This is a genomic window from Micromonospora hortensis, from assembly GCF_022230935.1.
GTDB lineage: Bacteria > Actinomycetota > Actinomycetes > Mycobacteriales > Micromonosporaceae > Micromonospora > Micromonospora hortensis.
This window is the reverse complement of sequence record NZ_JAKKFE010000010.1, coordinates 82253-108376: the sequence shown is the minus strand read 5'-3', so window position 1 is coordinate 108376 and position 26124 is coordinate 82253. Positions and strand designations below refer to the sequence as shown.

Sequence of the window (26124 nt, the reverse complement as noted above, 5' to 3'; positions counted from 1 at the left end):
TGACACTCCCGTGCGTCCGAAAAGGATTAGGGCGTGACGGTACGCTGCATATCGGTAGCGCAGGGTGGTGATCGGGGCGTCTGTGGGCGCCTCGGCCACTAGACGTCGGTTGTGCCGGAAACACGGGGGGAACCATGTTCGAGCGGCTGGGCAGATTCGTCGTGGGCAGAGCGTGGTGGGTGATCGCCGGGTGGGTGGTCGCGGCAGCCGCCATCATCCTCACCACACCGTCCCTGAGCGACATCACCTCCGCCGACCAGGAAAGCTTCCTGCCTCGCTCGTACGAGTCGGTGCAGGCCACCGAGCTGGGGCAGAAGGCGTTCCCGCAGCAGGCCACCGCGACGGCGACCATCGTGGTCAAGCGCGCCGACGGGCAGAAACTCACGTCGGCGGACGAGGCGAAGGTGGGCCAGCTCGCCCAGTCGCTCAAGGCCAAGAACATCCCGCGCACGTCCGGCTACCTGACCGGCCCGCCTGCTGTCGCACCGGACAAGTCGGTTCAGATCATCAACGTCGGGCTCGACGCCCCCACCCCCGACGACCCGGCACTGCTCGACGCCGTGCGCGACCTGCGCGCGGACATCGGCCCGGAGCTGGCGAACAGTGGGCTGACCGCAGGCGTGGCCGGTGACGTGGCGAGCTTCGTCGACAACGAGGACACCTTCAACAACGCCTTCGCCGTGGTCGGCGTCGCGACGATCATCCTGATCATCGGACTGATCCTCGTCATCTTCCGCAGCCCCATCGCGGCGCTGCTGCCCGTGGTGGTCGTCGGCGTCGTCCTGAGCATCACGACGGGTCTCGTCGCCGCCGCAGGCAAGGCATTCGACCTCAGTGTCAGCCAGGATCTGCAGACGATCCTGCTGATCGTGCTGTTCGGCATCGGCACCGACTACATCCTGTTCCTGCTCTTCCGCTACCGGGAGCGGCTGCGCGCCGGCGACGACAAGCGCACCGCGATGATCGTCACCGTCCAGCGGGTCGGCGAGGTCATCACCTCGGCCGCCGGAGCGGTCATTGTCGCGTTCCTCGTGCTGCTCCTCGCCTCGCTGGGCTTCTTCGGCTCCCTCGGTCCGGCGCTCGCGATCGCGGTCGGCGTCATGCTGGTCACCTCGCTCACCCTCATCCCGGCGGTCGTCTCCCTGCTCGGTCGGTACGTCTTCTGGCCCTCGAAGGCGTGGCAGCGTGCGCCCAAGGCCACCATCTGGCACCGGCTCGGCAACACCGTCGGGCGCCGGCCGGCGCTTGTCGCGGCGGCCTCCGGCGTTCTCCTGGTCGCGCTCGCTGCAGGCGTGCTTGGCTACAAGGCTGACTACGACTTCAGCGCCGGCTTCCCGCAGGACACCGAGTCGGCGAAGGCCGCACAGGACCTACAGCGCGGGTTCGCCGCCGGTGCGCTCGCCCCTACCGAGGTCTACCTGACCACCAGCAACGGGTCGCCGCTGAACGAGCAGCAGGTCAACGACTTCGCGGTGGCCGTGGCGAAAGCCCCGGGTGTGGGCCAGGCGCAGCCCCCGGAGCGCAGCACCGACCCGAGTGTGGCCCGGGTCAACCTGCTGCTCAACGAGAACCCGGTCTCCAACGAGGCGATCACCCTCGTCCGCGACGACTTGCGCGGTGCCGTGCACGCGGCGGCCCCGCCGGGCACCCGGGCGCTGGTCGGCGGGACCACCGCGATCTTCGCGGACATCAACTCGGCCAACAACCGCGACCTGTCGGTGATCCTGCCGGTCGCGGCCGGCCTGATCGCGCTTATCCTCGGGCTGCTGCTGCGCAGTCTGGTCGCGCCGATCTACCTCGTGATAGCGGTGCTGCTCAACTTCGCCGCCACGCTGGGCGCCACTGTCTACCTCTTCCAAGGGCTGCAGGGCGAGCCCGGTGTCACCTTCCAGCTGCCGATCATCCTCTACCTTTTCGTGGTGGCGATCGGGACTGACTACAACATCCTGATGATCGCCCGACTACGCGAGGAGGCGCGGGAGGGCAACGAGCCGCACCAGGCCGCCGCCATCGGGGTCGAACACGCCGGTCCGACGGTCGCGGCAGCAGGCTTGATCCTTGCCGGGACGTTCGCGGTGCTGCTGCTTGCTCCGATCTCGTTCCTGCAGCAGATGGGCTTCGCGGTGGCGATCGGCATCGTGCTGTCGGCGTTCGTCATGTCGATGTTCTTCGTGCCAGCGCTGACCGCGCTGATCGGGCACAAGGCGTGGTGGCCGGGCCACGGCGACGAGCGACCGGCCGGCGGGCCGCACGTCCCGCCGGAGCCGGAGGCCGTGGCGAAGGGGTAGCCGGGCGAGCGGACGGACGGCCGATATCAGGCGGCGATGGCACGAGCTGCGGCGTACGTGTCGGCGGGCAGCGCGTGGTGCAGCTTCCAGAGGATGCGCATGGGTCGGTCGCCGGTGTGCTCCTGGTACGTCATCGGCCCGGCGTAGAGGTACGGCGGCGCGCCCAGGTCACGGTCGGCGATGCGGGTTTCCCGTACGAAGAGGTGCACGGTCGAGCCGCCCGACCTGTAGCGCAGCCCGGTCGCCGACGCCGCCGAAGTCGTGCTCTGCGACTCCCACTGGAACAGGGTGTCGGTGATGGCGCGGTCGGCGTACATGGTGGTGGGGGAGTAGTGGGCCTCCGACTTGACCAGGGTGACGAAGAACAGGTCGGCCTGGGCGTCGGGCAGCCACTTCACCCCCTCGCGCAGCGATCCCGGGTTCGTCATCCCGAAGGCGGCGCATGCCTCGTTGCGGCTGTACCGGGCGTGCACCCGCAGCGGCACCACTCCCGGAGCGGCGGTCGGTGCGACCCGGTGGATGCGGTCCCGCAGCACCTCGGCGACCTGCAGCAGCTCGGCGCAGCGGGCCGGTTCCTTCCACAGCCGCGCCAGCCGTTCGTCGCGCGTCGCGAGGGGTGCGCTCGGCCCCCAGAGGCTGAAGTGCAGCATGTCCAGCAATCGGCTGCTGCCCGCGTACACCTGCTGACCTGGCGCGGGCGGTCCGGCCGCGACCCTCGTCAGCAGCTCTAGCCGGTCGATGTCGTCGGTGTGCAGCATGCGACCGATGGCCCTGCCCAACTCGCGGTCATCGGGACCGGGTGTGGACGTTTCGATGCCGGCGAGCCGCCGCAGCCCGGTCCAGCCGCCGATGCTGGCCGATCGGTACACGTCCTCGATCTCCAGGCCGGTCTCGCGGAGGAACGTCGCCAGGCTGACGTCGCCGAGCAGCCGCAGTTCAGACACCAGGCCGGTCTTCGAGGTGGGCAATGCGTTCTTCAGGTTGTCGAGCACCCGATCCTTTGCCACCCGATCCAGCTCGATGTGGCAGCCGCTCGGCAGGTTCGGGAAGTTGTCGCAGACCGCCTCCCGTATAGCCCTCCGGCTCACCCCAGTTAGCGCACGCCACCGCAGGTCGAAGCGAAAGTTGGCGTGCTGCCCGCCGATGAAGTCGAGCACGGTCAGGCAGGGCTTGTCGTCGTCCAAGCGCAGACCACGGCCGAGCTGTTGCAGGAAGATCGTGGCGCTCTCGGTGGGCCGCAGCATCAGGATCGTGTCGACCATCGGCAGGTCGACGCCCTCGTTGAACAGGTCCACTGTGAAGAGCACCCGCAGCTTGTCGGCCTTGAAGTCCCGCAACAGGCCGGCCCGATCGGTGCCGGCGCGCGAGGTCACCGCCGCAGACGACACGCCGTGGTCGTTGAACCACCTGGCCATGAACTCGGCGTGCCCGATGCTCACGCAGAATCCGAGCGCCCGCATCCGCCTGACGTCCACCTTCTCGCTGACCGCGCGCAACACCGACCGCGCCCGCGCGTGGTTGCCGGTGTAGACAACGTCCAGCTCCGCCGGGTCGTAGCCCTGGCCGCGTTTCCAGGCGAGGTGCGACAGGTCCACGTCGTCGTGCAGCCCGAAATACTGGAACGGCGCCAACAACTGCCGCTCCAACGCGTCCCACAGGTGCAGCTCAACGGCCGCGCGCCCGTCGAACCACCGGCGCACGTCGCCGCCGTCGGTTCGGTCGGGGGTCGCGGTGAGGCCCAGGAGTACGCGGGGACGCAGCCGCTCCAACAGTCGCGTGTACGTCGGCGCTTCCGCGTGGTGGAACTCGTCGACGATCACCATGTCGTACGCCTCGGGGTCGACCTCGCGGCGGTGCAGCGACTGGATGGAGGCGAAAACGTGCTTCCAACCGTTCGGCTTCTCGCCCGCGACCAACGTCTCGCCGAAGCTGCCATCCCCCATGACCTGCCGGAACGTCGACAGGCTCTGCCGCAGGATCTGCTCCTGATGAGCGACGAAGAGCAGCGAGTCTGCTCGTTTCGCCTTGTGTAGCCGACGGTAGTCGAGGGCGGCGACCACCGTCTTGCCGGTCCCGGTGGCCATCACCACCAGGTTGCGCCACCGCCCGTGCACCAGCCGCTCGGCGTCCAGGTCGGCCAGGATCTCGGCCTGATACGGGTACGGGCGCACATCCAGGTTCGAGATCGCGGTCGGCGCATCGGCGCGGCGTTCCCCGCTCAACGCCTGCCGTAGCCGTTCGGCGTCCCGGGCCGCGTCGTAGGTCTCGAACGCGGGGTCGTTCCAGTAGTCCTCGAACGTCGCCGTGAACGTGTCGATGACGTGCGGCTGCTCCAAGTTCGAGATGCGGACGTTCCACTCCACGCCGTCCACCAGCGCGGTCTTCGACAGGTTCGACGAGCCGACGTACGCGGTGGTGGTGCCGTTGTTACGGCGGAACAGCCACGCCTTGGCGTGCAGGCGGGTGGTCCTCGTTTCGTACGACACCTTGATCTCGGCGCCCAGTTCGGCGAGCCGGTCTAGCGCTCGCTGATCGGTCGCGCCGAGGTAGGTGGTGGTGATGACGCGGACCTTGCCACCTCGGGCGATCAGCTCGCGGATGGCCGGCTCGACGATGCGGAGGCCGTACCACTTGATGAACGCGCAGAGCAGGTCAACGCTCTCGGCCGACGCCATCTCGTGGTTGACCTCGTGGCCGATGCGGGGCTGGTGACGGCCGTTGACGAGTAGCGCGCCGGTGGAGAGGGGAGTGGTGGGGCGCTGCGGGAAGGTGGGCTCCGCAGGTGGGGTTGGTGGGGCGGCGATGGCGTGGAGTAGGTGCTTGGCGTCGGTTACCTGGTCCTGATCGGTCGATGCCTTGGGGCTCAGGGTGGCGATGGCTTCGGCGATCTGGTTCGCCATGGCGATTTGGTGGTGGAGCTTGTCGTCTCCGTTGGGGACGGAGTGGAGGGCTCGGGCGGCCAGGGTGGCGATGTGCCGGGCGAGGGTCTTGTGCGCGTCGGCGGGGTCGAGCTTGTGGTGCTGAACCAGGGCGGGGTCGACGTGCTGGAGGCGATCGGCCAGCTCACGGGTGATCAGGTGCTCGTAAACACCCCGCTCAAGATCCGTCATCCACGCAATCTAATCGGCCGCGAGGCTTCAAGACTGCTCCTGGATCACGCCTTTTCACGTGTGTCGGTTCGCCGACAGCTCTGCTTCATGAAGGTCTGGTGCGAGAGCGGCGAACGGCTTCCAGCGGGCTTGCGGGTCATCTCTTCGCACTGACTGGAGGCGGCCTGAGAACTCACCCGCGACACGCGGCGAGTTACGAATCAGCGGCGCGGCCGCTGCGATCATCTTCAGCTCGCGCGCTTCTCGCAAGACTGCCCACGACTGGTCCGAGGTCACGTCATAGCCGTACGCGCTAGCCAGCCCTCGATGAAGGCCCGTGCCTCCGAACCGTGCCTCGCCTACCGCCACCGCTGCCAGGTCGACCTGCCATGGCCCGATGCACGTGGCGTCGAAGTCGCACATCACCGCCCGGCCCGATGCCTCTCGCAGCAGGTTGCCGACATGGGCATCCCCGTGGACGAGCTTCGGCTCTTTCCGGTGGCTGAGCGCGGCGAGTTGCGGTTCCAAGCGATCGCACCATTTCACCAGGAAGTCGCGGTCATTCGTATCGAGACCTTCAGCGTCAGCCAGGCGACGTCGGGCGTCGCCGACCGGATCCCAGGCCGGGAGTGCAATGGGGGCCACGTCGAGAGCATGGAACTCGCGCAGCACAAGGCCGAGGTCCTCCACCGTTGGAGCAACCGGTGACGGTCGAACGTAGGCCCAGACCGAGGCGACGAGGTCGCCGACTCGCACCGGCTGCTCGACGTCGGGTGCGAGCCGGATTGTCGGTGCGTCGATCCGAGCAAACCAACGCCCAAGCTGAACGACCTTGGTCACCCGGTCCAGGAGCCGTTGAGTTCGGGCGATCCGGATGACGATTCCAGATCGAGGCAATGCGAAGACTGCGTTATTGGTCAACTGCAGCAACTGGGCGCCCTCGGGAGAGACGCCCAGATTGGCAGCGATGTCCCGCATGGCCGCCGTCATCGCGGCCTCGGAGAATCGCCCGCTCACGCGCCCGCCGCAGCCCGAGCGCTGAGGACGCGGTCGAACGCGGCCACCTCGGGAAGCTCTTTATGCCGAGCGAGATCACGACGTAGATTGATTACTCGGTCGATGACCCGCTTGGAACTCATCACCTGCGACTTTTCCAGCACCCGATTACCGATCGCGATTGCCTGCTCAGGCTCATCGGCGAGGAACAGTGCGCTGCACAGCCCGACCTCGTTAAGCACGGCGCTACGCGCGTTCCCAGCAGCAAACGCAGCGATAGATTCCCTGCCCCAACGCACAGCCTCAGACGCGTACTTGCTGTCACGTCGTGCCATGTCCCGATAGACGCGACCGTACTGAGCCAGCAGCTCACCGCGGTCGTAGAAGCCCATCCGGGTCGGCTCACGCTCTTTGTTGATGCGCTCGAACTGGTCGCTCGCCTTGCCGAGGGATTTTACGGCGGTCTGATGGTCCCCGAGTGCCGCAACCGAGGCGGCCTCCGCACCCCAGAGCAGGGCCTTGGTCGCTGGCGTGGCGCGTGTCTCGAGCTGCGCGTGAGTGAGCTGCAGTGTCGCGAGCGCATCCCGATTGTGCCGGAGGTGTTGGAGCTGCTTAGCCTGTGCGTAGCGAATCATCGCGACCAAAGGCACGTCTCCGGCAGCGAGCGCGGCGCGCTCCCCAGCAACGAAATGCCGCTGAGCGTCGGCATGTCTCCCCGCATCTAGGGCGGTCCAGCCAGCCAGTTGGCGAGCTGTCGCCACCGCCGCGATGAGGGGCGATGTAAGCCCGGCCGGGTGCGACCAATCAAGCATCCGGTACACCGACTCCGCGAACCGAGCCACCTCTCGATACAGCAGACCACCGCCCGATTCCCGGTCCACCGACCGGTACAGCTCCAGTACCGCGTTGAGCCGAGCGATATCCGCCGTGCCGATTCGCCGAGGCTGGACAAGCTCGTTGCCGCCGAGCAGACCCGCGCCCGCAGCGACAGCGGCGATCCCGGCCAACAGGGCCCTCCGGCCCTCGTCCGGCCCGGCACCCTGTGCGTCGGTTGAGGCGAGGGCGCTCCCGGCTTGCTCGGCCGATCGCTGAGGCTGTCCAGGGAGGGTGAACCAGAGACACGATGCGGGTATCCCGAGAAGCTTTGCCCAATGGGCCAAACGGTCCAGGTGAACCAGCGGCGGGCCGTTCTCCACCCGACTCAACTGCGCCTGCGTGATTCCCAACCACCCTGCCACCACGCTCTGCGGCAAGGCGACCCGCCCGTGATACGGATGGCACCGGTACGCCCGAATCACCCGCCCGAGATGCCGGTCGGCGAGAGCCTGTCGCACCGGCTCGTGCTCCCAGAAGCTCACCGGCACTACCGGCGGCGCGCTCAACCGGTCCCGTTCGGCGGCCTGGCACGGCGTACACCGTCCGCTGTCGTTGTCCCGGGCCAGCCGTCCGCCACACCGAGGGCAGTTCGCGTGTTTCACCGGCGGCTCCGTCCATCTCGCCTCATCGAGCGTATCCATTGAACACGCTGCGTGGAGCGCTGGTATACGCGCGACGCATATCGTCAAAGGACCGCCGAAAAGCGAACGGACTGCAACTACTCAGGACGGGCGTACGGCCCGCAGCGCCTCGACAACGACGCTCCATCGCCCCGGCCCGTTCACCGACTCCAGCGGCTTACCGTCCGCCACGACCACGCCGGCAGCGCGCAGCACCGCCAGGTGACCCGCGTACGCCGGATGAGCGGCCAACTCAGCCTTGGCGTGCGGAAACGCGATGATCGGCAGCCCCGCGCCCAGCGACTCGTTGAGGACGCCGAGCGCCAGCGTGTCGTTGATGCCCAGCGCCCACTTCGTCACCGTGTTGAACGTGACCGGGGCGGCCACCACCACATCAGCCGGCGGGTGCGGCTCCGGGTCGCCGGGCATCCGCCACTCGACGCGTACGAGATAGCCGGTCTTGTCTTGCAACGCCGCCCGGTCGAGCCACGGCGCGGCGGTCGGGCTGACGATCATGCACACCTGCCACCCGTCGGCGATCAGGAGGTCGACCAGCTCGTCGATGTGTTCCGCCGGACCCGCGGCGCAGACGACCAGATACAGCACCGGACGTTCCGTCATGCCCGCAGTCTGCCCGATTCGACAGCCGCGACGTCGGCCGCATACCGATCACGTATGCCGTCAACGATCACCGTGACATGCCGTTGTGCCTGGTCAGCCACGACAGTCGACGCATGGCCCGGGGCGGGTGCCTTGTCCCGGAGTTGCGCCGGCCCTCAACGGCGCAGCTCCTCCCGCCCGCCCCGGTGCCAGCCCATGAATCAAGGACTTGGAGCCCGCATGCCCGAGGTGAAAGACGACCACCCGGCCAGCGGGAGCCTGGCCGCCGCCTGGGAGTCGGTCGACGCGCGGGCCGCCGGCGACTTCTGGTGCACCCTCGAAGACCGCCGCCCCGGGCTGCTCCCACAGCGTGACGCGCCGCTGTTCTTCACCGCGTTGGGCCGCCTCCTGGTCGGCGGCGACGACCCGGCGAACCGGGCGGCGCTGCTCCGGGTGCTCGGCCACGCGTACCGTCACTTCGACCTGCTCCCGCACGCCACCACCATCGGCGACGCGCTGGTCGCGACCGTTGCCCGCCACGCGCGCGCCCTGTGGACGCCGCAGCTCACCATCGCCGCGGAGCGCGCCCTGTGCCCCGCCACGCGCGCCCTCCGTCGCGCCGCCGCGCAGGCCGGCGACGGCCGGGCCTGGTGGCACGTCGAGGTGATCGGCCACGATCGGCCGTCGCCTGACATCGCCATCCTGACGGTACGTCCGTGGCGGCGACTGCCCTTCCAGCCAGGTCAGGCCGTGCCGGTCTGCACACCGCGCCTGCCCGGGCACTGGCGCTGGCTCTCGCCGGCCAACGCCCCACGCGCGGACGGCACCGTCGAGCTGCACGTCCGCGCCGTACCCGCCGGCACCGTCTCCCACCACCTGGTCCATGAGGTACGCCTCGGCGAGCTGCTCTGGCTCGGCCCACCCGTCGACACCGGGCTGAGCCTCGACCCGGCGAGCACAAACGATCTGCTGCTCGTCGCGGGTGGCACCGGCCTGGCGCCGCTGCGCGCCGTGGTCGAGCAGGTCACCGTCGCACCGAACGGTCGGCGGGTGACGCTGATCGTCGGCGCACGCACCTTCACCGACCTGTACGACGCGATCGCCCTCGACAAGCTGCAATGCGCCCACGACTGGCTGACCATCGTGCCGGCGCTCTCCGACGACCCCTGCGCGGAGCCGGCCGAGCAGGGCGACGCCCTGACCATCGCCCTCGGACACCACCGGCCCGGTCAGGACATCTACCTCTGCGGCCCATCCGCGATGCTGGCCGACGCGCGGCCACGGCTGTGCGCACTCGGCATCCCCGCCGCACGCATCCACCTGCCCAAAGGCCTCAACTGAGCTGCTTGACGGCCTGGCGGAAACGCCGCGGCGGCAGGATGGCCCGGAGCTTGTCGGCAGCGTCAGCGAAGTCCGAGATCGTGGTGACGCAGCCGTGGCCGAGGTGGGCGAGCCGGATGACACCAGACCGCTCGACCACGAGTGCCTGGGACAGCGGGACGGTGTGCACGTTCCCGTCGTCATCCACTGTGGAAATCGCGTCGATGCCGATGACCAGCTTGCCCTTGTTGCGGAGCCGCTTGGAGAACGGCGGCCTGACGACCTCACCTGCGGGCACGAAGCGGGTGGTCGGGCAGGAATCCTCGGTGGCGCGAGGAAGGTCGGGTTTCGACCCGTACGGCACGACGATCATGGCGCTTGAGAGCCAGCCCGACACCATGTCCCGTGTCGCGTCCGGAGTAAGCCCAGTCAGCTCGCTGAGTGATTCCGAGCCGTAGATCTCAGCCGTGCCGAGCAGCTCCTGGTGGGCAAAGGGTTGAAGATCGTTGATCGACTGCATCCATTCGTTGTCGCCCTCCATGGCCATGCGCTGCGTTGGCACCCGGTCGGCGATCTCCACTCGATCGATTCCATCGGCGGCAAGCCGTTGCAGCTCGGCCCAGAGCAGCTCCGCCGCGACGGTGGCGTCGAAATTCTTGCCGTTCCTGCCGAAGTCTGGTGTGACCCTCAACCCGAGCTCGTGCCGCGTACCGTCGACGACCTCGCACATGAATTCCGCACCGGTGGCGACCCCGGCCTCGTCTACTGCCTCAGCGACTCGCGACCGCAGTGCCCACATCAGATCGACAGCTTCCGCGCTGGGTTCGACACCGACCGTCAGCGCGACGCCGCGGACCTCGTCGGCGTACCAGATCGGCCCCATGTGGTTGTTGACGAGTGGCGTGCTGCGGGTGACTCGCGGGCCGGCGGGCAATGGCAGTCGCATCGCCTGAGGCGGTTCGCCCGTCAGGGTGAGTACCGCGTTGCCGCTGGTGAAGAACCTTTCGACATGCCGTCGGATCTCGTCCGCCGTGAAGAGCTTGTAGTCCACTGCGGGCCAGCGCGACAGGCCGTATCCGCTCGGCCCGAAACGCCGCGACAGTAGCGCTCCCCACGGGTCGCGTAGACCATCTTCGATGTTCGAGACGTACCGGCTGTCCGCATTGAGGTCCGCGACCGCGTCTGACAGATCCTCGGGCGGAAGATTGCTGATGGCCGAGCAGATGGTGGCGAGATGCTCCGCTACCTGATCCGGTGGGCCGCCTGCGAGGAATGACGTGTCGTTCATCCACACGTTGTCCTCGTGCTTCTCCGCGACGTGATCCTCCGTCCAGTCCACCAGGTGCTGCACGAGATGGGTCAGGCCGATGGAGTCGATCTCTTCGTCGCGGGCACCGCACCCAAACGTCAGCGACGCGGCCAAGGTGCCAGGCACATCGCGGTGGATGACAGTAACTCCGTCTATCTCCTCGCGTCGCATGAGCGGATCGTAAGGTGACCGGTCAAGCCACGGGCTGAGGCGTTCGACAGTCAGAGGACGCGGTGCCGTTGGTGCGTCAACTGATGGTGTCGCCGAACTCGCGTACCCCGTCGACGTCCAGCGTGATCCGGTCGTTCTCGGTCCACTGGCCGGTGGCGGCGGCCCAGCTAGGGTCGTCGCGTTCGTCGATGCTGCTCCAGCTGTGCCGGTGGTGCCGCAGTTGGATCGGCCCGGTCGACCGACCCGGCGCGAGCGTGCCGTCGGTGAAGGTCAGCTCCACCCAGCCGGGGACCGGCGTTCCCGGGATCGGGTAGCCCGGCGGCGCTGGCGTCGTCATCCCGGCCGGCGGCCCGCCCGGCGGGATGAAGAACTGCACGGTCTGCCGGATCCGATCGCAGCCCAGTGCTGCCCAGTCGCAGTTCGGCACCAGCGAGGTGTTGGCGCCCTCGAAGCGCAGGTGGTAGCGCACCCGCACAGTGCTCAGGTCGAGCGGCCCGGTGCCGGTGTTTGTCACCTTCAGGAGGTGCTGGATCTGGTTGTTGGTGGGCGACCAGTCCAGGTTGAGGTAGCTGACCGTCGCCTGACCGGACGCGGTGCGCACTGTGGTGGTGGGCGAGGTGTCGGAGTAGCCGCCGAGCGCGCGGGCGGCAACCGCGATCCGGTACGTCGTGCCGGGTGCGAGGTCGGTCAGCGTGATCGTGGTGTCGGTCGTGGAGCCGAGGAAGCGGTACGTGTTCGGGCCCAGCGGCACCTGCACCTCGTAGTTGATCGGCTGCTCGGCGCCGGGCTCGACCCAGGCGGAAGGCGTCCAGCTGAGGGTGAGCTGATGTGGTTCGTTTGCCACCACAGTGGGGGTGCCCGGGGTGCTGATCGCCGGCCCGTCGGCGCGGGCGGCGTTGACGGCGAGCAGGCTCGCCAGCGCGGCGAGGGCGATGGTGGCGGCGACACGGCGAGCAGGCATGACCGAATGGTATGCACAAGCATCGATGCCTGCGCATCGTCCGTCAGTCCAGAGACGCCGAACACAGGTCCAGTCCGTTACGCGACGTAGTCGGCTTGGAGATAATGCCTGGTCATGCTGCTACCTAGCGTGAACCCGTCATCACGAACGGCCTCGACGTCGGCGTCGCACCTGCCGCCCCGTCCGGCCTCAGACGGGAGAAACACATGCGTGCTCAGAACAAGGGCCGGCGTTACGGCGCCCGCGCCTCCGTACTCGTGCTCGGTCTTGTCGCGACCGGAGCGGTGCTCGTCCCGGCGAGCCCGGCGTCCGCCGCGGTCCCCGGTCTGGTGCGGGTCGCCGCGACCAGCGTCAACAACTCGACCGACTACCACAGCGTCACGGCGACCTGTCCGGTCGGGAAGGTGCTCACCGGCACCGGCTACGAACTCAACGGCGTCACCGGCGAGGGCATCGTCGACGACCTGCGCCCCAACGGTGGCGTCGCCACGGCACCGACAGCGGTCACCGTCGGCGCCTACGAGACCGAGGCGTTCGCGGGCAACTGGTCGGTGACGGCGTACGCGATCTGCGCCAATCCGCTGCCCGGCCTGGTCCGGGTGGCCACCACCAGCGTCAGCAACTCGACCGACTACCGCAGCGTCACAGCGACGTGCCCGGTCGGGAAGGTCCTGACCGGCACGGGCTACGAGCTGAACGGGGTCACCGGTGAAGGTGTCGTCGACGACTTCCGGCCCAACGGTGGCGTCGCCACGGCACCGACAGCTGTCACCGTCGGCGCGTACGAGTCGGACGCCACGGCCCTGAACTGGTCCGCCACCGCGTACGCGATCTGCGCCAACCCCCTCGCCGGCCTGGTGCGCACCTCGGCCGTGGGGGCCAGCAACTCCCTCGACTTCCGCAGCGTCACCGCGACCTGCCCGGTCGGGAAGGTGCTGACCGGTGCCGGCTACGAGCTGAACGGGGTGACCGGCGAGGGCATCGTGGACGACTTCCGCCCCAACGGTGGCCCCGCGACCGCGCCGACCTCCGCCGCGTCCGGCGCGTACGAGGAGGACGCGTTCGCCGGGAACTGGTCCGACACGGCGTACGCCATCTGCGCCCTGCCGTAACGACGTTCCTCCGGTGTGGTCGCCCTGGCAGCATCGGGGCGGCCATGCCGTTTGTCCGTTATAGAGCAGAATGTCGCATCCGGATGGTTTAGTGGGGGCGGTAATCCGCAGACCAACAATGGTCGCTCGAACAATGGGCTGCTCACTTTCATGTCTCCGATTCGCAGGTCCCGGTCGTGGTGGTTCGGCTTCGCGGCCTCGGTGCTGGTCGCCTGCCTGGTCACCACCACAGTTGTCGCGCCCGCGCCGGCCCAAGCCGCCGTCAACCAGGTCGCGCTCACCGTCATCTCCGACGGCGCCGCGCCCTTCGACAGCCTGGACAGCGGTGCGAACAACGGGCGGGTACGCACCAAGGACGTGCTGACCTACGGCTGGGGGTACTCGTCCGACGGTGCCGGCGCGGGGTCGGTCACCTTCGTGCAGACGCTGACCGCCCCGTCGCTGGTCCGCTTCGACACGTCGAACCTGGCCCAGTGCACCGGCCCGGGCGGCGGCAACCTCAGCACCGACGGGCAGACGCTGACCTGCGCCGTCGCCGTGGACGCGACGGGCGCGGGCACCGTCCCGATCAGCGTCACCATCGGCGGCAGCGTGCCGAACGGGACGACCATCGGGGCTTCGCTCACCGCCAACGGCGGCGCCCTCAACGGCGGCACCCGGAGCACCACAGTGGTCGCTCTTCCCCAGCTCAACCTGCAGGCCAACCTCTTCGGCACCCCGACGCCCGCGTCGGTCGGCGGGGCCAGCGGCAGCGGGTACGCGTTCAGCTTCGTGGTGACAGTGCCGACCACCGCCAAGGGCACCGAGTTGGTGACCGCGCCACTGACGTTCACCGCCGACCTGAGCACGATCTCCGCCAACGCGGTCCTCGTCGCCGACTCCTGCGCCCCGGTCAGCAACGGCGGATACGGCGTGCCGTACGGCCGGATCGGGATCGTCGCCAACGCCACCGCGTCGAACTCGGTGGTCAACTCCGGCACCGTCGGGTGCACCCAGACCGGACGCACCGTGTCGATCACGATCACCGGCGCCGACCTCGCCGGGCGGACCAGCCCGACCTTCGGTGCCCAGGGCAACACCCTGCCGAGCACACTCAGCTACCTGGCCTCCGGCACCTTCACCGTCTTCGTGCCCAGCGGCGACAGCACCTCGACGATCCAGTCCACCATCCAGTACCGGGGCTTCGACCCGACAAGCGTCACCGGGCAGTCCAACTTCGGCGCCGGGTACGAACCGGGCGGTGAGCCCGCCGCCGCCACCTGCACCTACGTCGCGGCCAACGCCACCCGAGCGAACGACAACTGCTTCTCGACGACCTTCGGACCCCGATCGGCCGGATACAACGGGTACTTCTGGACCACCGACACCCCCGCTGGGCTCCCCGCCGGCAACGCGACGAACGGGACCGCTGGCGACGGGATCGCCTCACCCGGGCAGACCTACTACGACCGGCTCCAGCTCTACTCCACCAGCGGACCGGCCCTTGTCGGCGCCGCGATCTGCGACAAGTGGAACCCCGCCGAAACCCGCATCGTCGGGGCCGGGCGGGCGTACCGCAACAACACTGTCGTCGCCGCCAGCGAATACCTCGTCGAGTACGGCGTGCTGAACCTGCCCGACGACAACGCCCGGCGGACCACCTCCTGCGCCACGGGAAGCTGGTACGGCTCGATCGAAGCCGCCGGCGGCGCCGCAGTGGTCAACGCCGTCCGCTTCACAGCCACCTGGACCATCGGCAACGGCGAGGTGAGTTACTTCCACCCGCAGTTCCAGGTCCAGCCCAACCCGACCGGCACGATCATCGCCAACTTCGACAGCGGACGCCTCGGCGGTGCCGAAACCTGGGGACCCTCCTACTACAACCGGGTGACCAACAACCCCTCGTACACCGGGAACCGGCTGACCCTGACCGACGGTGTGCTGCGGGTGACCCAGTCGAACGGACTGCCGGTCGGCCAACAGTTCGTGGCCGCCGGCAGCACAGTCACCTACACCCTGACGCCCACCGTCACCCGGGCGACGTCGGCCACCTCTCCGGTCGGCGGGGTGACCATCACCGACACCCTTCCCGCCTGCATGAGCTACGTCGCCGGCAGCGCCCGCTACGTCTCCGGCGCCGCCACGCTGGCCGTGGAGCTGACCGCCGCGCAGCACGGCGCGGACGGCATCCCGTGCACCGGCGACAGCGGCGAGACCGGCCCGAGGCTCCTGCTCAAACTCGGTGCGACCACCCCCGGCGTCACGATCCCGGCGATCACGTTCCAGGCCGTCGCGCTGCGCATCGCCTCGGACAACACCGCCGCGACCAACCTCGCGGTGATCAGCTCGGACGCGGCCGTCGCCATCGACCTCGCCCGCCGCACCACCAGCAACACCATCGCGGTACGCAACCAGACCCAGTTCGCCCTCTCGGAGTCGACCTCCACCCCGCAGGTCACCGCCGGCGATCCGATCAACTTCACGCTGGCGTACCGAAACATCAGTGGGCTGACAGTGCCCTCGCTGGTGCTGTTGACCGAGCTGCCGTACAACGGGGACGGCCGCTCCGCGTTCACCGGAACCCTCGCCTACACGGGCAGCGCCGCGCCGGCCGGCGTGCAGGTCCAGTGCACCAACCGGGCGCACGGCACCATCACCCCCAACCCCGGCGACTACACCCCGACCTGCGGGCCGGACACCACAGCGCTGCGCATCGTGGTCAGCAACCTGGCGAACGCGGCCGTCGACTCGGTGCGGATCACCCTCACCCCGAGCGGCAACGCGAGCGGGGACCGGTACGTGAACACCAGCACCGGCAGTTACACCCCCAGTGGCACGACGACACCGGTGGCGTTGCCGACCACCGAGATCACCCAGGTCACAGTGGTCTCCTCCGGCATCAGCGGTCGGACCTGGAACGACGTGAGCGCGGACGGCATCCGCCAGGCTGGTGAACCGGCCGTGTCGGGCTTCCCGGTCACCCTGTCGGGCACCAACGACCAAGGCGCGTCGGTCACCCGCTCGACGACGACAGCGACCGACGGCACGTACGCCTTCACCGGGCTGCGGGCCGGCAGCTACACGGTGACCTTCTCCCCGGCCGCGCTGCGGGCCGACCAACGCTTCTCGCAGCGGTCGCAGGGCACCAACAGCGCCGTCGACTCCGACGGCGACCCGAGCACCGGCAGCACGGCACCGCTGACCCTCGGCACCGGGGCCAACCTGAACGACATCGACCAGGGCATCCGGCTGCTGCCGCCCGCGATCAGCATCACGGCGGCCAACGCCGGATCGGGTTCGGCCACACTGAGCTGGACCGCTCCCGACTACGTCGGCAGCCCGATCGTGTCCTACACGGTCACGCCGTACGTCAACGGTCAGGCGCAGAGCGCGCGCACCTTCGACGGCACCGCCACCACCCGAACGGTGACCGGGCTCACCCCGGGCACCACCTACACCTTCACGGTGGCGGCGACGAACGTCGTCGGTACCGGCCCGGCCTCGGCGGCCTCCGCGCCGGTCCGGGTGAACGCCCCACCGAGCCTGTCGTTCCCGGCCCCGCCGAGAGGGCAGGAGACCATCGCGTACAGCGTTCAGTTGGTAGTGACCGGCGGCATCGCGCCCTACGCCTGGACGGTGAGCGCCGGGACGCTCCCGCCGGGGTTGACCCTCGGCCCGACCACCGGGCTGCTGGCCGGCACCCCGACCACCCCGGGCAGCTACCCGTTCACGGTGCGGGTCACCGACGCCAGCGGGCTCTCCGCCACCCAGGCCGTCACCGTGCAGATCGAGGCCCTCGTCGGGCTCAGCATCAGCGTGCCCGAACAGTCGGCGCTCGGGACGATCTCAGCGGGAGACGGTGACTTCTCCGGCCAGCTCGGCACCGTCACGGTGACCGACGACCGCGGACCGGCGGCCGGGTCGTGGCAGGCGACGGTGACCGTCACCGACTTCACCACCGGTGCCGACACCGCGATCATCGGTCGGGGCCTGGTCAGTTACTCGTCCGGGCCGGCCACCGCCAGCAGCGGCAACGGCGTCTTCATCCCGCAGCCGGGGATCGGCCTGCCCGCGTCGCAGGTCGCCGCGGGCTGGTCCGGCACCGGCCCGAACGTGGTGTCGTGGAATCCGTCACTGCGGGTGGCCCTGCCGGTCGAGCGGGTCGCCGGCACCTACACGGCGGTGGTGACCCACTCGGTCGGGTAGGACGGTGGACCCAGTGCTCGTCCGGCTTCACGGGTTCCAGTAGACGAGGACGCTGGCCTGGTCGAAGCGGCGCTCCTTCAGGTCCGCACGCTGGATCACCCAGTGGATGCTCGCGCCGCCTTGTCTGCCGCCGTGGAACTCGGCCAGCACAACCCAGTCACCAGCGTCGGGTGTCCCACCATCGCGCCCCGACCCGTCGTCGCCGGAGCGGCCCGAGGGGTTGGCGCCCAACCACGCGGGGTTGAAACCGTTGCAGTCAGTGCCGTAGCCGCCCAACAGCAGCGGCGTCGTCCCGTCTTCATAGGAGAACGGGCCGTCCGGCACCTTGCCCAGGACGTCCTTCCACACGTCGGTCAGCTCTTCGAACGGGGGATCTCCCGGCAGCGGCGGAGACCACGGGGGCCCCGGGATCGTCTTGACGTAGGGCAGCGAGATGTCGACAGTGAGGTGCAGATCGCCCTGCGGGATCTCCGCGTAGACCTCGGCGAACTCCTCGTCGTCCGGTGGGAAGCCCGGCGGATACTGCTCCCGTTCCTCGACCGCCACGCCTGCCGGCACGTACCTGACCTCGCCCCAGCCACTTTCCTCGGGCCAGCCGAACAGCAGCAGTTGGCCGTCGGACGGCAGTGGAAGGTCGGTCACGTCTGCCGGAAGGGCAGCGCAGTCGATGGTGGCGATCAAGGGGTACTCGGGGTCCTCGGCGTCGGCCGGAAGCATCACCGGCCCACGGATGGCGCCCACTACCGGCCCGTCACCCCTCTGCGTCAGGAAGGCGGACGGGCGGGCGAGCCCCAGCCAGCGCTCCACGTCGGCGGCGGGGATGCCGCGGCGCAGCGCCCCGGCGCGGACCTGATCGATGATTTTCACGTTTCGGGGAAGCACGGGAGCACCGTAGGTCAGCAGTGCGACGTTTCTCGACCCCGCCGGATGCTGGCTGCCCGCAAAAAAGGCGCACCTGCAATCGATACCGCGATTTGCCGTCGGCGGGCGGCAGGGGGAAGCGCCCGACCATAGCGTCCGGATCGCAGGGTTCCGCGAGCGCGCGATCTGAGGGAGGCGACCATGCAGACGACCGAAGGTGTGGTGTTACCGGGGGAGCGGACCCCGGTCACAGTGAACGTCGACCGCTGGCGGGCGGGGCTACCGCCGCAGGCATGGCCCGAGGGCCTTCCGGTGACCGGCGTGATCTGGCGGCGCGACGTCTTCGCGGTGGCCGACGCGTACCGGGCGGGGTCCGCGAGCCCACGTCAACTACTGACGGCAGTGCTGGTCTGGGCCTACGGACCCATCGGGTACGGCCCGTGGCGCGCCGCCAGGTCGCTCGACGCCGATCCCGACGGCAAACGCCTGGCGTACGCGCTGGAAGAGGTGTCCACGCCAGCGCCCGACGAGGCCGCGCTGTGCACGGCGTACCGCCGCTTCCGCGACCCCGATCACGCTCGCCTGCCCTGGTTGGGGCCGGGCCTGTTCACGAAGGTCCTCTACTTCGTCGGCTACCGGCGAGGGGTGGGCGGCGTGCAGCCCCTGATCCTCGACCGTGTCGTGGCCGGCCTGCTCCCCGCCGAGGCGGGTGTCGGCCGGCGCAACGGCTGGTCGTCCGAGCAGTGGCTGGCCTACCTGCGGTGGGCGGCCGAGCAGGCTCGGGCCCGGGGAGTGGAGCCGGACGCGGTGCAGATGGCGGTCGTGCCCGAGAGGTGAGGTGGCTATCGGGCGCCGCGGAGGCGGGCGTCGAGCGCGTCGAGGTCGGGGACGAACCAGATCTGCCCGCCCTGGTTCGACTCGTGCACCAGGGCGCGCAACGCTGAACTCTCCGCGAGCTGCGCCGAGATGTCGCCGACGACGGCCAGCCGCACCCGGTAGTTGACGAACTTCTGCATCACGTCACCGGCGAAGCGGGTGCCCAGCGTGAAGAAGCGCGCGTCGAGTCGGTTGGCCGGCACGGCCACCACCTGGGCGCCGAGGAACGCCGCCCCGATCAGGTCCAGCGCGTCCTGCTCGGTGGCCACCGGCGGCCCCGCCGGGTCGCAGACCAGCACCGGCACTCCGGCCCGTTCCTGGATCTCGTCAGGCATCGTGAACCTCCCGGTCGAGCAGGCCGTTGTCGGCGTTGAGCACGGCGTCGAGCAGGTGCAGCAACTCGGCGGTGGCGGCCGGGTCACCCAGGATGATGATCTTCAGGCGGTGGCGCTGCTCGTCGTGCACGGTCTGCACCCGCAGCGGGTTGGCCTGGTCGTGGGCGGTGTTGGCGCTGGTGAGCACGAGCGTGCCGAGCCGGTCGGCGGCGGCCCTGTCGACACCGTCGATCTGGACGATGCTCGACACCTCCGCCTGTCTGGCGACGCCGGGCGTGGTCGGGGCCTGGCCGGTGAGCGCGTCGAGATCGCTGGCGGCGATCCGGTACTGCTTGCCGATCCGCACCCCGCGCAGCCGGCCCGAGCGGATGTAGCCGCGCACGGTGCGCACATGCAGGTTGAGCCGGTCGGCCACCTGCTCAACTGAGTACACTTCTTCCGTCATCGCTCCCTACGCTACCCGAATAGGGAAGCATAGGGAGCGATGGGGTCGACTCGTTTATGGCATCAGCTCCAAAGGCTCCGAACACACCTGCGTCAGCGAGACCCAGCGAGGCGTTCGGCCGGTTAACACGCCCGCGCTGTCGGACGGTTCCAGTACCGTCTGGAAACCATGAACGCGCTCGGCGACGCCATCATCGGGCGGGATCACCCCGCGGGTCTGCTGCGCGCCGAGCTGGATCGCGCCACCACCAGCCACGGCGGTCTCGCCCTGGTCACCGGCGAGCCGGGCATCGGCAAGACGACACTCGTCACGTCGGCGGCCCGCGAGGCCCGGCAGCGAGGCGCGCTGGTGCTCGGCGCCGCCTGCTGGGATTCCGACAGCGCCCCCGGCTACTGGCCGTGGGTGCAGGTGCTGCGTGCCCTACGGCGCTCCGCCGACGACTGGGCGGTGGCACGGCAGTCCGCCGAGCCGGCCCTCGCGGCCCTGCTCGGCCAGTCCGGCGCCGGCGGCGACCAGGCCGGTCGCCTCGTCAGTTGGGCCGGCATCGACCCCGGCCCCGACGCCGCCGACCAGGAGGCGTTCGCGCTGTACGACGCGGTTACCGCAGCCCTGGTCGCCGTCTCCCAGCACCGGCCGGTAGTGGTCGTCCTCGACGACCTGCACTGGGCCGACCCGGCCTCGCTGCGGTTGCTGAGCTTCGCCGCCCAGCACACCTGGTTCGAGCGGCTCCTGCTGATCGGCACCTACCGCGACGCCGAGGTCGAGTCGGGCGAGCATCCGCTGCGTCCGCTGCTGATGCCGCTGGTCGCGAAGGCCACCACGATCACCCTCACCGGTTTCACCCGCGACGAGGTCGCCGCACTGATGACCCGGACCGCCGGCCGGGAGCCCGAGGCAAGCCTTGTCGACGAGGTGCACCGGCGCACCGGTGGCAACCCGTTCTTCGTCGAGCAGACCGCGCGGCTGTGGCACGCCGACGACGCGGTCGGCACGATCGCACCCGGCGTACGGGAGGCGGTGCGCCGCCGCCTGGCCCAACTGCCCGCCGCCGTGGTGGAGGCGCTGACCGTCGCCGCCGTACTGGGTCGCGAGTTCCACCGTCAGGTCCTCGCGGCCTGCGCGGCCGCACCCGCGGCGCAGGTCGACCGGCTGCTCGACCGGGCGGTGACCGCCCGACTGGTGGTCGCCCGGGGCGGTGGCCGCTTCGCCTTCGCCCACGACCTGGTCCGCGAAACCCTCTACGACGGGCTGACCGACGACGACCGGCGGGCCCGGCACGGCGCTGTCGTCAGGGCGGTCGACGACCTGCGGGAGCTCACCGACCGGCTGATCCCGGCCGACCTCGCCCGCCACGCCTACCTGGCCGGCCCCGCGCTCGACCGGGCCCGGGTGGCCACGCTGCTGGTCGCCGCCGGGCGGGACGCGTTTGCCCGGCTGGCCGGCGACGAGGCGGCGGTGCACTTCCGCCGAGCCCTCGAGGTCGTCGAAGACCCGGCACAACGAGTGCGGATCCTCGTCGAGTTCGCCGAGTCGCACTATCACCACGCCCGCCGCGAAGAGGTCACCCGACTACTGACCGAGGCCGCCACGCTGGCCCGTTCACTCGACGAACCGGTGTTGCTGGCCCGGGTCGCGCTCACAGTGAACCGCTCCCGCCAGGTCGATACCGCCCAGTCGCTCGAGGCGGCGGAGTTGGTGCGCGAGGCGTACCGCCGGTTGATCGGCGAACCGGACGCCAGCGCGACGGTCGGCGCCCTGGTCGCGGACCTGATCACCGCCAGCGAGACGATCGCCCGTCGAGGGCAGGACGACGAGGCGCTCACCTTCAGCCTCTGGGCCCGCCACGACACGACCTGGGGGCTGGGCACCGCCGCGACCCGAGCCGCGCTCACCGCCGAGATCCGAGACGTGGCCCGGCGGACGGGCGACCGGGAGACCGAGCTGTGGGCCACCTCGCTGCGCTGGGTGGCGCTGCTGGAGCTGGGCGACCCTCGCTTCGCCGAGGAGCTCACCACCTTCGTCGACGCCGAACGGCAGGGTGACTTCGCCCGGCACCGGATGGCCGCGGCCGTCGACAGCGGGATCATCGCGGCGTTCCAGGGTGACTTCGCCACTGCCGACGAGCGGTTCGCCATCCTCACCGACCAAACCGACCCGGGTCACACCGACTTCGGGTTCATGGGCCACCACCTGCGCTGGTCCCGCCTGCTGCTCCAGGGCCGGGTCGCCGAGGCCGCCGTGCTGGTGGACGGGCTGGCCCCGATCGACTACCCCTACCGGGAGCTGCTGCGGGCGATCACCGCGGCCGAACGGGGTGACGGCGAGACGGCGATCCGGCTGACCGCCGGCATCGAGGCCGGCGCCATCCGGTACCCGCGCCCGGTGTCACCGCTCTGGCTACGGTTACGCGCGCAGGCCGCCGCCGCGTCCGCCGACCCGAAGCGCTGCGACGCCGCTCGGGCCGCGTTGGCCCCGCACCGCGGAGAGTGGACGGTAGGGCTCTTCGGCTGCGACATCAGTGGCCCCGTCGACCACTGGCTGGCGCTGATCGACGCCGCCCAGGAACGCTGGGACGACGCCATCGCCGGCTTCGCCGCCGCTCGGGACTCCGCCGACCGGCTGGGCTCGCGACCCTGGTCCCTGCTCGCCCGCACCGGCCTCGTGAACGCCCTCGCCGGTCGAGGTCACCCGGGCGACTCCGCGACGTCGACCGCGTTGCGCGCCGCCGCCATCCAGGAGGCGACAGCCCTCGGCATGACGCAGGTGCTCCACCGGCTCGCCGCCCCGACAGCCCTCGACGCCGCCGGGTCGGCCCAGGCTGCCGCGCCTGGCCAGGCTGCCGGGTCGGGCCAGGCTGTCGCGCCCGGCCGGGCCGCGCCGGTCGCGGCTGCGGTCGAGGGGTACGAGTTTCGGCGCGACGGGCCGGTCTGGCAGCTCGCGTACGAGGGTGTCGTCGTGCACCTGCCCGACGCCAAGGGCCTACACGACCTGCACCTGCTGCTCAGCCGTCCCGGCAGCGACGTGCCCGCCGTGGAGTTGCTCGACCCGGCGGCCGGGCCGGAGCTGGTCGCCGCCCGCCGGTTGGGTGCCGACCCGGTCCTCGACGATGAGGCGAAGGCCCGTTACCGGCGGCACCTGGCCCGCCTCGACGAGGAGATCGACCGGGCCGCCGCCCGCGACGACGACCAGAAGGTGGCCAAGCTGGACGCTGAGCGGGGTGCGTTGCTCGACGAGCTGCGTGCCGCGGCGGGGCTGGCCGGCCGAAGCCGCCGACTGGGCGACGAGGCCGAACGGGCCCGCAAGACGGTGACCGCGCGAATCCGCGACACGTTCCGCAAGCTCGACGACCGGCACCCGGCACTGGCGGGCCACCTGCGCGACGCCGTCTCCACAGGCACCACCTGCCGCTACCTGCCCCCCGGGCCGCTGCCCTGGAAGCTCTAAACCCACCCCGCTCCACCCCACCCCGGCCTCCGCGATCTTGCACTTTCGGTCGCCGGTTCAGGTGGATTCGCCACCTTTGTCGGGACAGTAAGTGCAAGATCGCGGGGCGGGGCGGGGCGGGGCGGGGCGGGGCGGGGCGGGGCGGGGTGGGGTGGGGTGGGGTGGGCGGGGTGGGGTTAGCGGCGGTTGTACCTGTACATGGTCAGGGTGCCGAAGACCAGGACGAAGCCGGCGCTCCAGAGCAGCAGCCACATCGTGGCCGACGGGTCCGACTCGCCGCTCATCGCTCCGCGGATCGCGGCCACCAGTTGCGTCACCGGGTTGACCTTCACGAACGCCTGGAGCCAGCCGGGCATGGTGCTCGGCTCGACGAAGACGTTGCTGAGGAACGTCAGCGGGAACAGCACCATCATGCTGACCCCCATCACCGACTTCTCGCTGCGCAGGATCAGGCCGAAGAACGTCCACACCCAGGAGAACGCGAACGAGAAGACCACCAGCAGCCCGATCCCGACGACGGCCCCGACCACCCCGCCTTCGGGGCGGAACCCGAGCACCAGCCCGAGCCCCAGGATCACCACGGCGGCGAGGATGTAGCGCAGCACGTCGCCGAAGATCATGCCGACCAGGGCGGCCGGGCGCCAGATGGGCAGCGTCCGGAACCGGTCGAAGATGCCCTTCTCGATGTCGGTGTTGAGGCCGATGCCGGTGTACATGGTGATCATGACGACGCTGGTCACCATGATGCCGGGCAGGAAGAACTGCAGATATTCGCGCGGGCTGCCGGCCAGGGCGCCACCGAACAGGTACGTGAACATCAGCACCATGATGATCGGGAACGCGGTCACGTCGAAGAGTTGCTCCGGCACGTGCTTGATCTTCAGCATGGCCCGCCAGCCGAAGGTGAGCGACGCGCCCAGCGCGCTCGGCCGAGGCGGTCGGGAACCGGGCGCGAGCACTGTCGCCAGCGCCTCGGCGGACGGGACGTAGACGGTCGGCGCCCGTTCGGTAGTGGTGGTGGTGTCGCTCATCGGGCTGCCTCCAGCTCGTCGTCGCGCTCGTCGGTCGGCACGGCGGGGTGGTCGGTCAGGGCCAGGAAGACCTCGTCCAGGCTCGGCTGGCCGAGGGAGAAGTTGTCGACCACGATGCCGGCGCGGGCCAGGTCGCCGAGCACGCGAGCGGCCTGGGAGCTGGCGTCGAGGTCGGTGCCGGCCTCGCCGACGCGGGCGGTCAACGCCACCGGATCGGCGGCGAGCTGCACCGGTACGTCGAGTGCCTCCCGGAGCACCCGCTCCGCCTCGGGGCGCTGAGCGGGGTCGCGCAGTCGCAGGTGGACGGTGCCGGAGCCGATCGACGACTTCAACTCACCAGGGGTGCCCTCCGCGATCACCCGGCCGTTGTCGACGACAGCGATCCGTCCCGCGAGCTGGTCGGCCTCGTCGAGGTACTGGGTGGTCAGCAGCACCGTCGTGCCGTGGGACACCACCGCCCGGACGATCTCCCACACCTGGTTGCGGCTGCGCGGGTCGAGACCGGTCGTCGGCTCGTCGAGGAAGAGCAGATCCGGGGTGTTCAGGATGCTGGCGGCGATGTCGATGCGTCGCCGCATCCCGCCCGAGTACTTCTTCACCTGGCGGTCACTCGCCTCGGTCAGACCGAACGCGGCCAGCAGGGCCGCGGCGCGCTCCCGAGCGGCCGGCTTGCGCAGGCCGAGCAGGCGGGCGAGGAGCACCAGGTTCTCCGTGCCGGTCAGGTCCTCGTCGACGGAGGCGTACTGGCCGGTGAGGCTGACCCGGGAACGGACCTTGTCGGCCTCGGTGACCACGTCGTGCCCGAAGACCCTGGCGGAACCGCCGTCGGGTCGCAGCAACGTGGCGAGCACCCGGACTGCTGTGGTCTTGCCCGCGCCGTTCGGGCCGAGCAGACCGTAGACGGTGCCGGCGGGCACCTGGAGGTCGATGCCGGCCAGCGCCCGGGTGTCCCCGAACGAGCGGGTGAGCCCCTCGGCCTCGATGGCCAGACCGGTGGTGCGTCTACTCATGATCCTTACCTTTCGTGTTGGACGTGTTCAGGAGACGTAGGGTCGAGCCGCCCGGCCGTCGCGCAGTGCCAGACCCCACCAGCGCAGCTGGTCGAGCAGGACGCCGACGTCGCGTTGCCGTTCGTCGGTGCACTGGGCGGTCGGCTCGCCGGCGAGCAGGTCGATCCCGACGACGTCGCGCACCGTCATCGCGTGCAGTGCGGTGAAGACGGTACGTAGTTGGTCGACCGCGTGCTGGCCGGTGGAGCGACAGCCGTACGACACGAAGCCGACCGCTTTGGCCTGCCACTCGTCGTACGCGTAGTCGATGGCTTGTTTCAAGGGCGCCGGGAAGCTGTGGTTGTACTCGGGGGTGACCACGACGAACGCGTCCGCCCGGCCCACCTCGCGGACGAACGCCCGGATGGACGCGGTCGGCTCGGCGGGGTAGGTGGCCGGGAAGTCGTACTCGGTCAGGTCAACGACAGTCACCGCCAGGTCGTCGTGCCGCACGGCCTGCTCGACGAACCAGGCCGCCAGCCGGTCGCCGACTCGTCCCTCCCGGGTGCTGCCGACGATCACGGCGATCCGCAACTGTGCCATGGCCCACCTCCCT

General features: G+C 70.0%; 18 protein-coding genes. 6 read left to right on the top strand and 12 right to left on the bottom strand.

Annotation, left to right across the window (positions count from 1 at the left end):
* The first annotated feature begins 134 nt into the window (after positions 1-134).
* Positions 135-2288, top strand: a complete 2154-nt coding sequence (locus NIE111_RS06320) for an MMPL family transporter (protein ID WP_238683476.1) — start codon at positions 135-137, stop codon at positions 2286-2288.
* Between the two features lie 26 nt (positions 2289-2314).
* On the opposite strand, the gene NIE111_RS06315 is transcribed toward NIE111_RS06320, so the two are convergent.
* From NIE111_RS06315 to NIE111_RS06300, 4 genes are all read right to left on the bottom strand, one after another.
* Complete coding sequence (locus NIE111_RS06315) at positions 2315-5398, bottom strand: DEAD/DEAH box helicase (protein ID WP_238683475.1); 3084 nt, start codon at positions 5396-5398, stop codon at positions 2315-2317.
* A gap of 54 nt (positions 5399-5452) precedes the next feature.
* Entirely contained in the window at positions 5453-6367 is a 915-nt protein-coding gene (locus NIE111_RS06310; protein ID WP_274530762.1) for an aminoglycoside phosphotransferase family protein, read from the bottom strand.
* Positions 6368-6390: 23 nt separating this feature from the next.
* On the bottom strand, positions 6391-7731 hold the full coding sequence (locus NIE111_RS06305; RefSeq protein ID WP_238683474.1) for a helix-turn-helix domain-containing protein: 1341 nt from the start codon (positions 7729-7731) through the stop codon (positions 6391-6393).
* Positions 7732-7971: 240 nt separating this feature from the next.
* The gene (locus tag NIE111_RS06300; RefSeq protein ID WP_238683473.1) at positions 7972-8490 is read right to left on the bottom strand and encodes a flavoprotein; all 519 of its coding nucleotides are present in this window, start codon (positions 8488-8490) and stop codon (positions 7972-7974) included.
* Between the two features lie 219 nt (positions 8491-8709).
* On the opposite strand from NIE111_RS06300, the gene NIE111_RS06295 reads away from it, so the two are divergent.
* Complete coding sequence (locus NIE111_RS06295; RefSeq protein WP_238683472.1) at positions 8710-9810, top strand: FAD-binding oxidoreductase; 1101 nt, start codon at positions 8710-8712, stop codon at positions 9808-9810.
* Here NIE111_RS06295 and NIE111_RS06290 read toward each other — a convergent pair.
* Both NIE111_RS06290 and NIE111_RS06285 read right to left on the bottom strand, forming a co-directional pair.
* Complete coding sequence (locus NIE111_RS06290; protein ID WP_238683471.1) at positions 9803-11269, bottom strand: peptidase M16 family protein; 1467 nt, start codon at positions 11267-11269, stop codon at positions 9803-9805. The two genes, NIE111_RS06295 and NIE111_RS06290, sit on opposite strands and share 8 nt — an antisense overlap.
* A 76-nt stretch (positions 11270-11345) precedes the next feature.
* On the bottom strand, positions 11346-12230 hold the full coding sequence (locus NIE111_RS06285; RefSeq protein ID WP_238683470.1) for a cellulose binding domain-containing protein: 885 nt from the start codon (positions 12228-12230) through the stop codon (positions 11346-11348).
* A 206-nt stretch (positions 12231-12436) separates the two neighbouring features.
* Between NIE111_RS06285 and NIE111_RS06280 the strand changes: the two genes are divergently transcribed.
* Positions 12437-13342 carry a hypothetical protein gene (locus tag NIE111_RS06280; protein ID WP_238683469.1) on the top strand — a complete coding sequence of 302 codons (906 nt, stop codon included), beginning with the start codon at positions 12437-12439 and terminating at the stop codon, positions 13340-13342.
* Between the two features lie 150 nt (positions 13343-13492).
* Complete coding sequence (locus tag NIE111_RS06275; RefSeq protein WP_238683468.1) at positions 13493-17527, top strand: SdrD B-like domain-containing protein; 4035 nt, start codon at positions 13493-13495, stop codon at positions 17525-17527.
* A gap of 27 nt (positions 17528-17554) precedes the next feature.
* On the opposite strand, the gene NIE111_RS06270 is transcribed toward NIE111_RS06275, so the two are convergent.
* Positions 17555-18409, bottom strand: coding sequence for a YwqG family protein (locus NIE111_RS06270; RefSeq protein WP_238683467.1), 855 nt, complete (start codon positions 18407-18409; stop codon positions 17555-17557).
* 180 nt (positions 18410-18589) lie between these two features.
* On the opposite strand from NIE111_RS06270, the gene NIE111_RS06265 reads away from it, so the two are divergent.
* Positions 18590-19225: an 8-oxoguanine DNA glycosylase OGG fold protein gene (locus NIE111_RS06265; protein WP_238683466.1), complete on the top strand. Its 636-nt coding sequence runs from the start codon at positions 18590-18592 to the stop codon at positions 19223-19225.
* 5 nt (positions 19226-19230) lie between these two features.
* On the opposite strand, the gene NIE111_RS06260 is transcribed toward NIE111_RS06265, so the two are convergent.
* Together NIE111_RS06260 and NIE111_RS06255 are read right to left on the bottom strand one after the other, a co-directional pair.
* Complete coding sequence (locus tag NIE111_RS06260; RefSeq protein WP_238683465.1) at positions 19231-19599, bottom strand: DUF4180 domain-containing protein; 369 nt, start codon at positions 19597-19599, stop codon at positions 19231-19233.
* Positions 19592-20044: a helix-turn-helix domain-containing protein gene (locus NIE111_RS06255; RefSeq protein ID WP_238683464.1), complete on the bottom strand. Its 453-nt coding sequence runs from the start codon at positions 20042-20044 to the stop codon at positions 19592-19594. The genes NIE111_RS06260 and NIE111_RS06255 overlap by 8 nt, the downstream gene beginning before the upstream one ends.
* A 168-nt stretch (positions 20045-20212) precedes the next feature.
* Here NIE111_RS06255 and NIE111_RS06250 point away from each other — a divergent pair, with 168 nt between their 5' ends.
* On the top strand, positions 20213-23488 hold the full coding sequence (locus NIE111_RS06250) for an ATP-binding protein (protein ID WP_238683463.1): 3276 nt from the start codon (positions 20213-20215) through the stop codon (positions 23486-23488).
* Positions 23489-23664: 176 nt separating this feature from the next.
* Here the strand turns inward: NIE111_RS06250 and NIE111_RS06245 are convergent, their stop codons facing one another.
* From NIE111_RS06245 to NIE111_RS06235, 3 genes are read right to left on the bottom strand one after another with little or no spacing between them, the layout of a single operon-like run.
* Positions 23665-24519: an ABC transporter permease gene (locus NIE111_RS06245; protein WP_238683462.1), complete on the bottom strand. Its 855-nt coding sequence runs from the start codon at positions 24517-24519 to the stop codon at positions 23665-23667.
* Positions 24516-25529: an ATP-binding cassette domain-containing protein gene (locus tag NIE111_RS06240; protein ID WP_238683461.1), complete on the bottom strand. Its 1014-nt coding sequence runs from the start codon at positions 25527-25529 to the stop codon at positions 24516-24518. The genes NIE111_RS06245 and NIE111_RS06240 overlap by 4 nt, the downstream gene beginning before the upstream one ends.
* 27 nt (positions 25530-25556) lie before the next feature.
* Positions 25557-26111, bottom strand: coding sequence for an NADPH-dependent FMN reductase (locus NIE111_RS06235; protein ID WP_238683460.1), 555 nt, complete (start codon positions 26109-26111; stop codon positions 25557-25559).
* Positions 26112-26124: the final 13 nt, after the last annotated feature.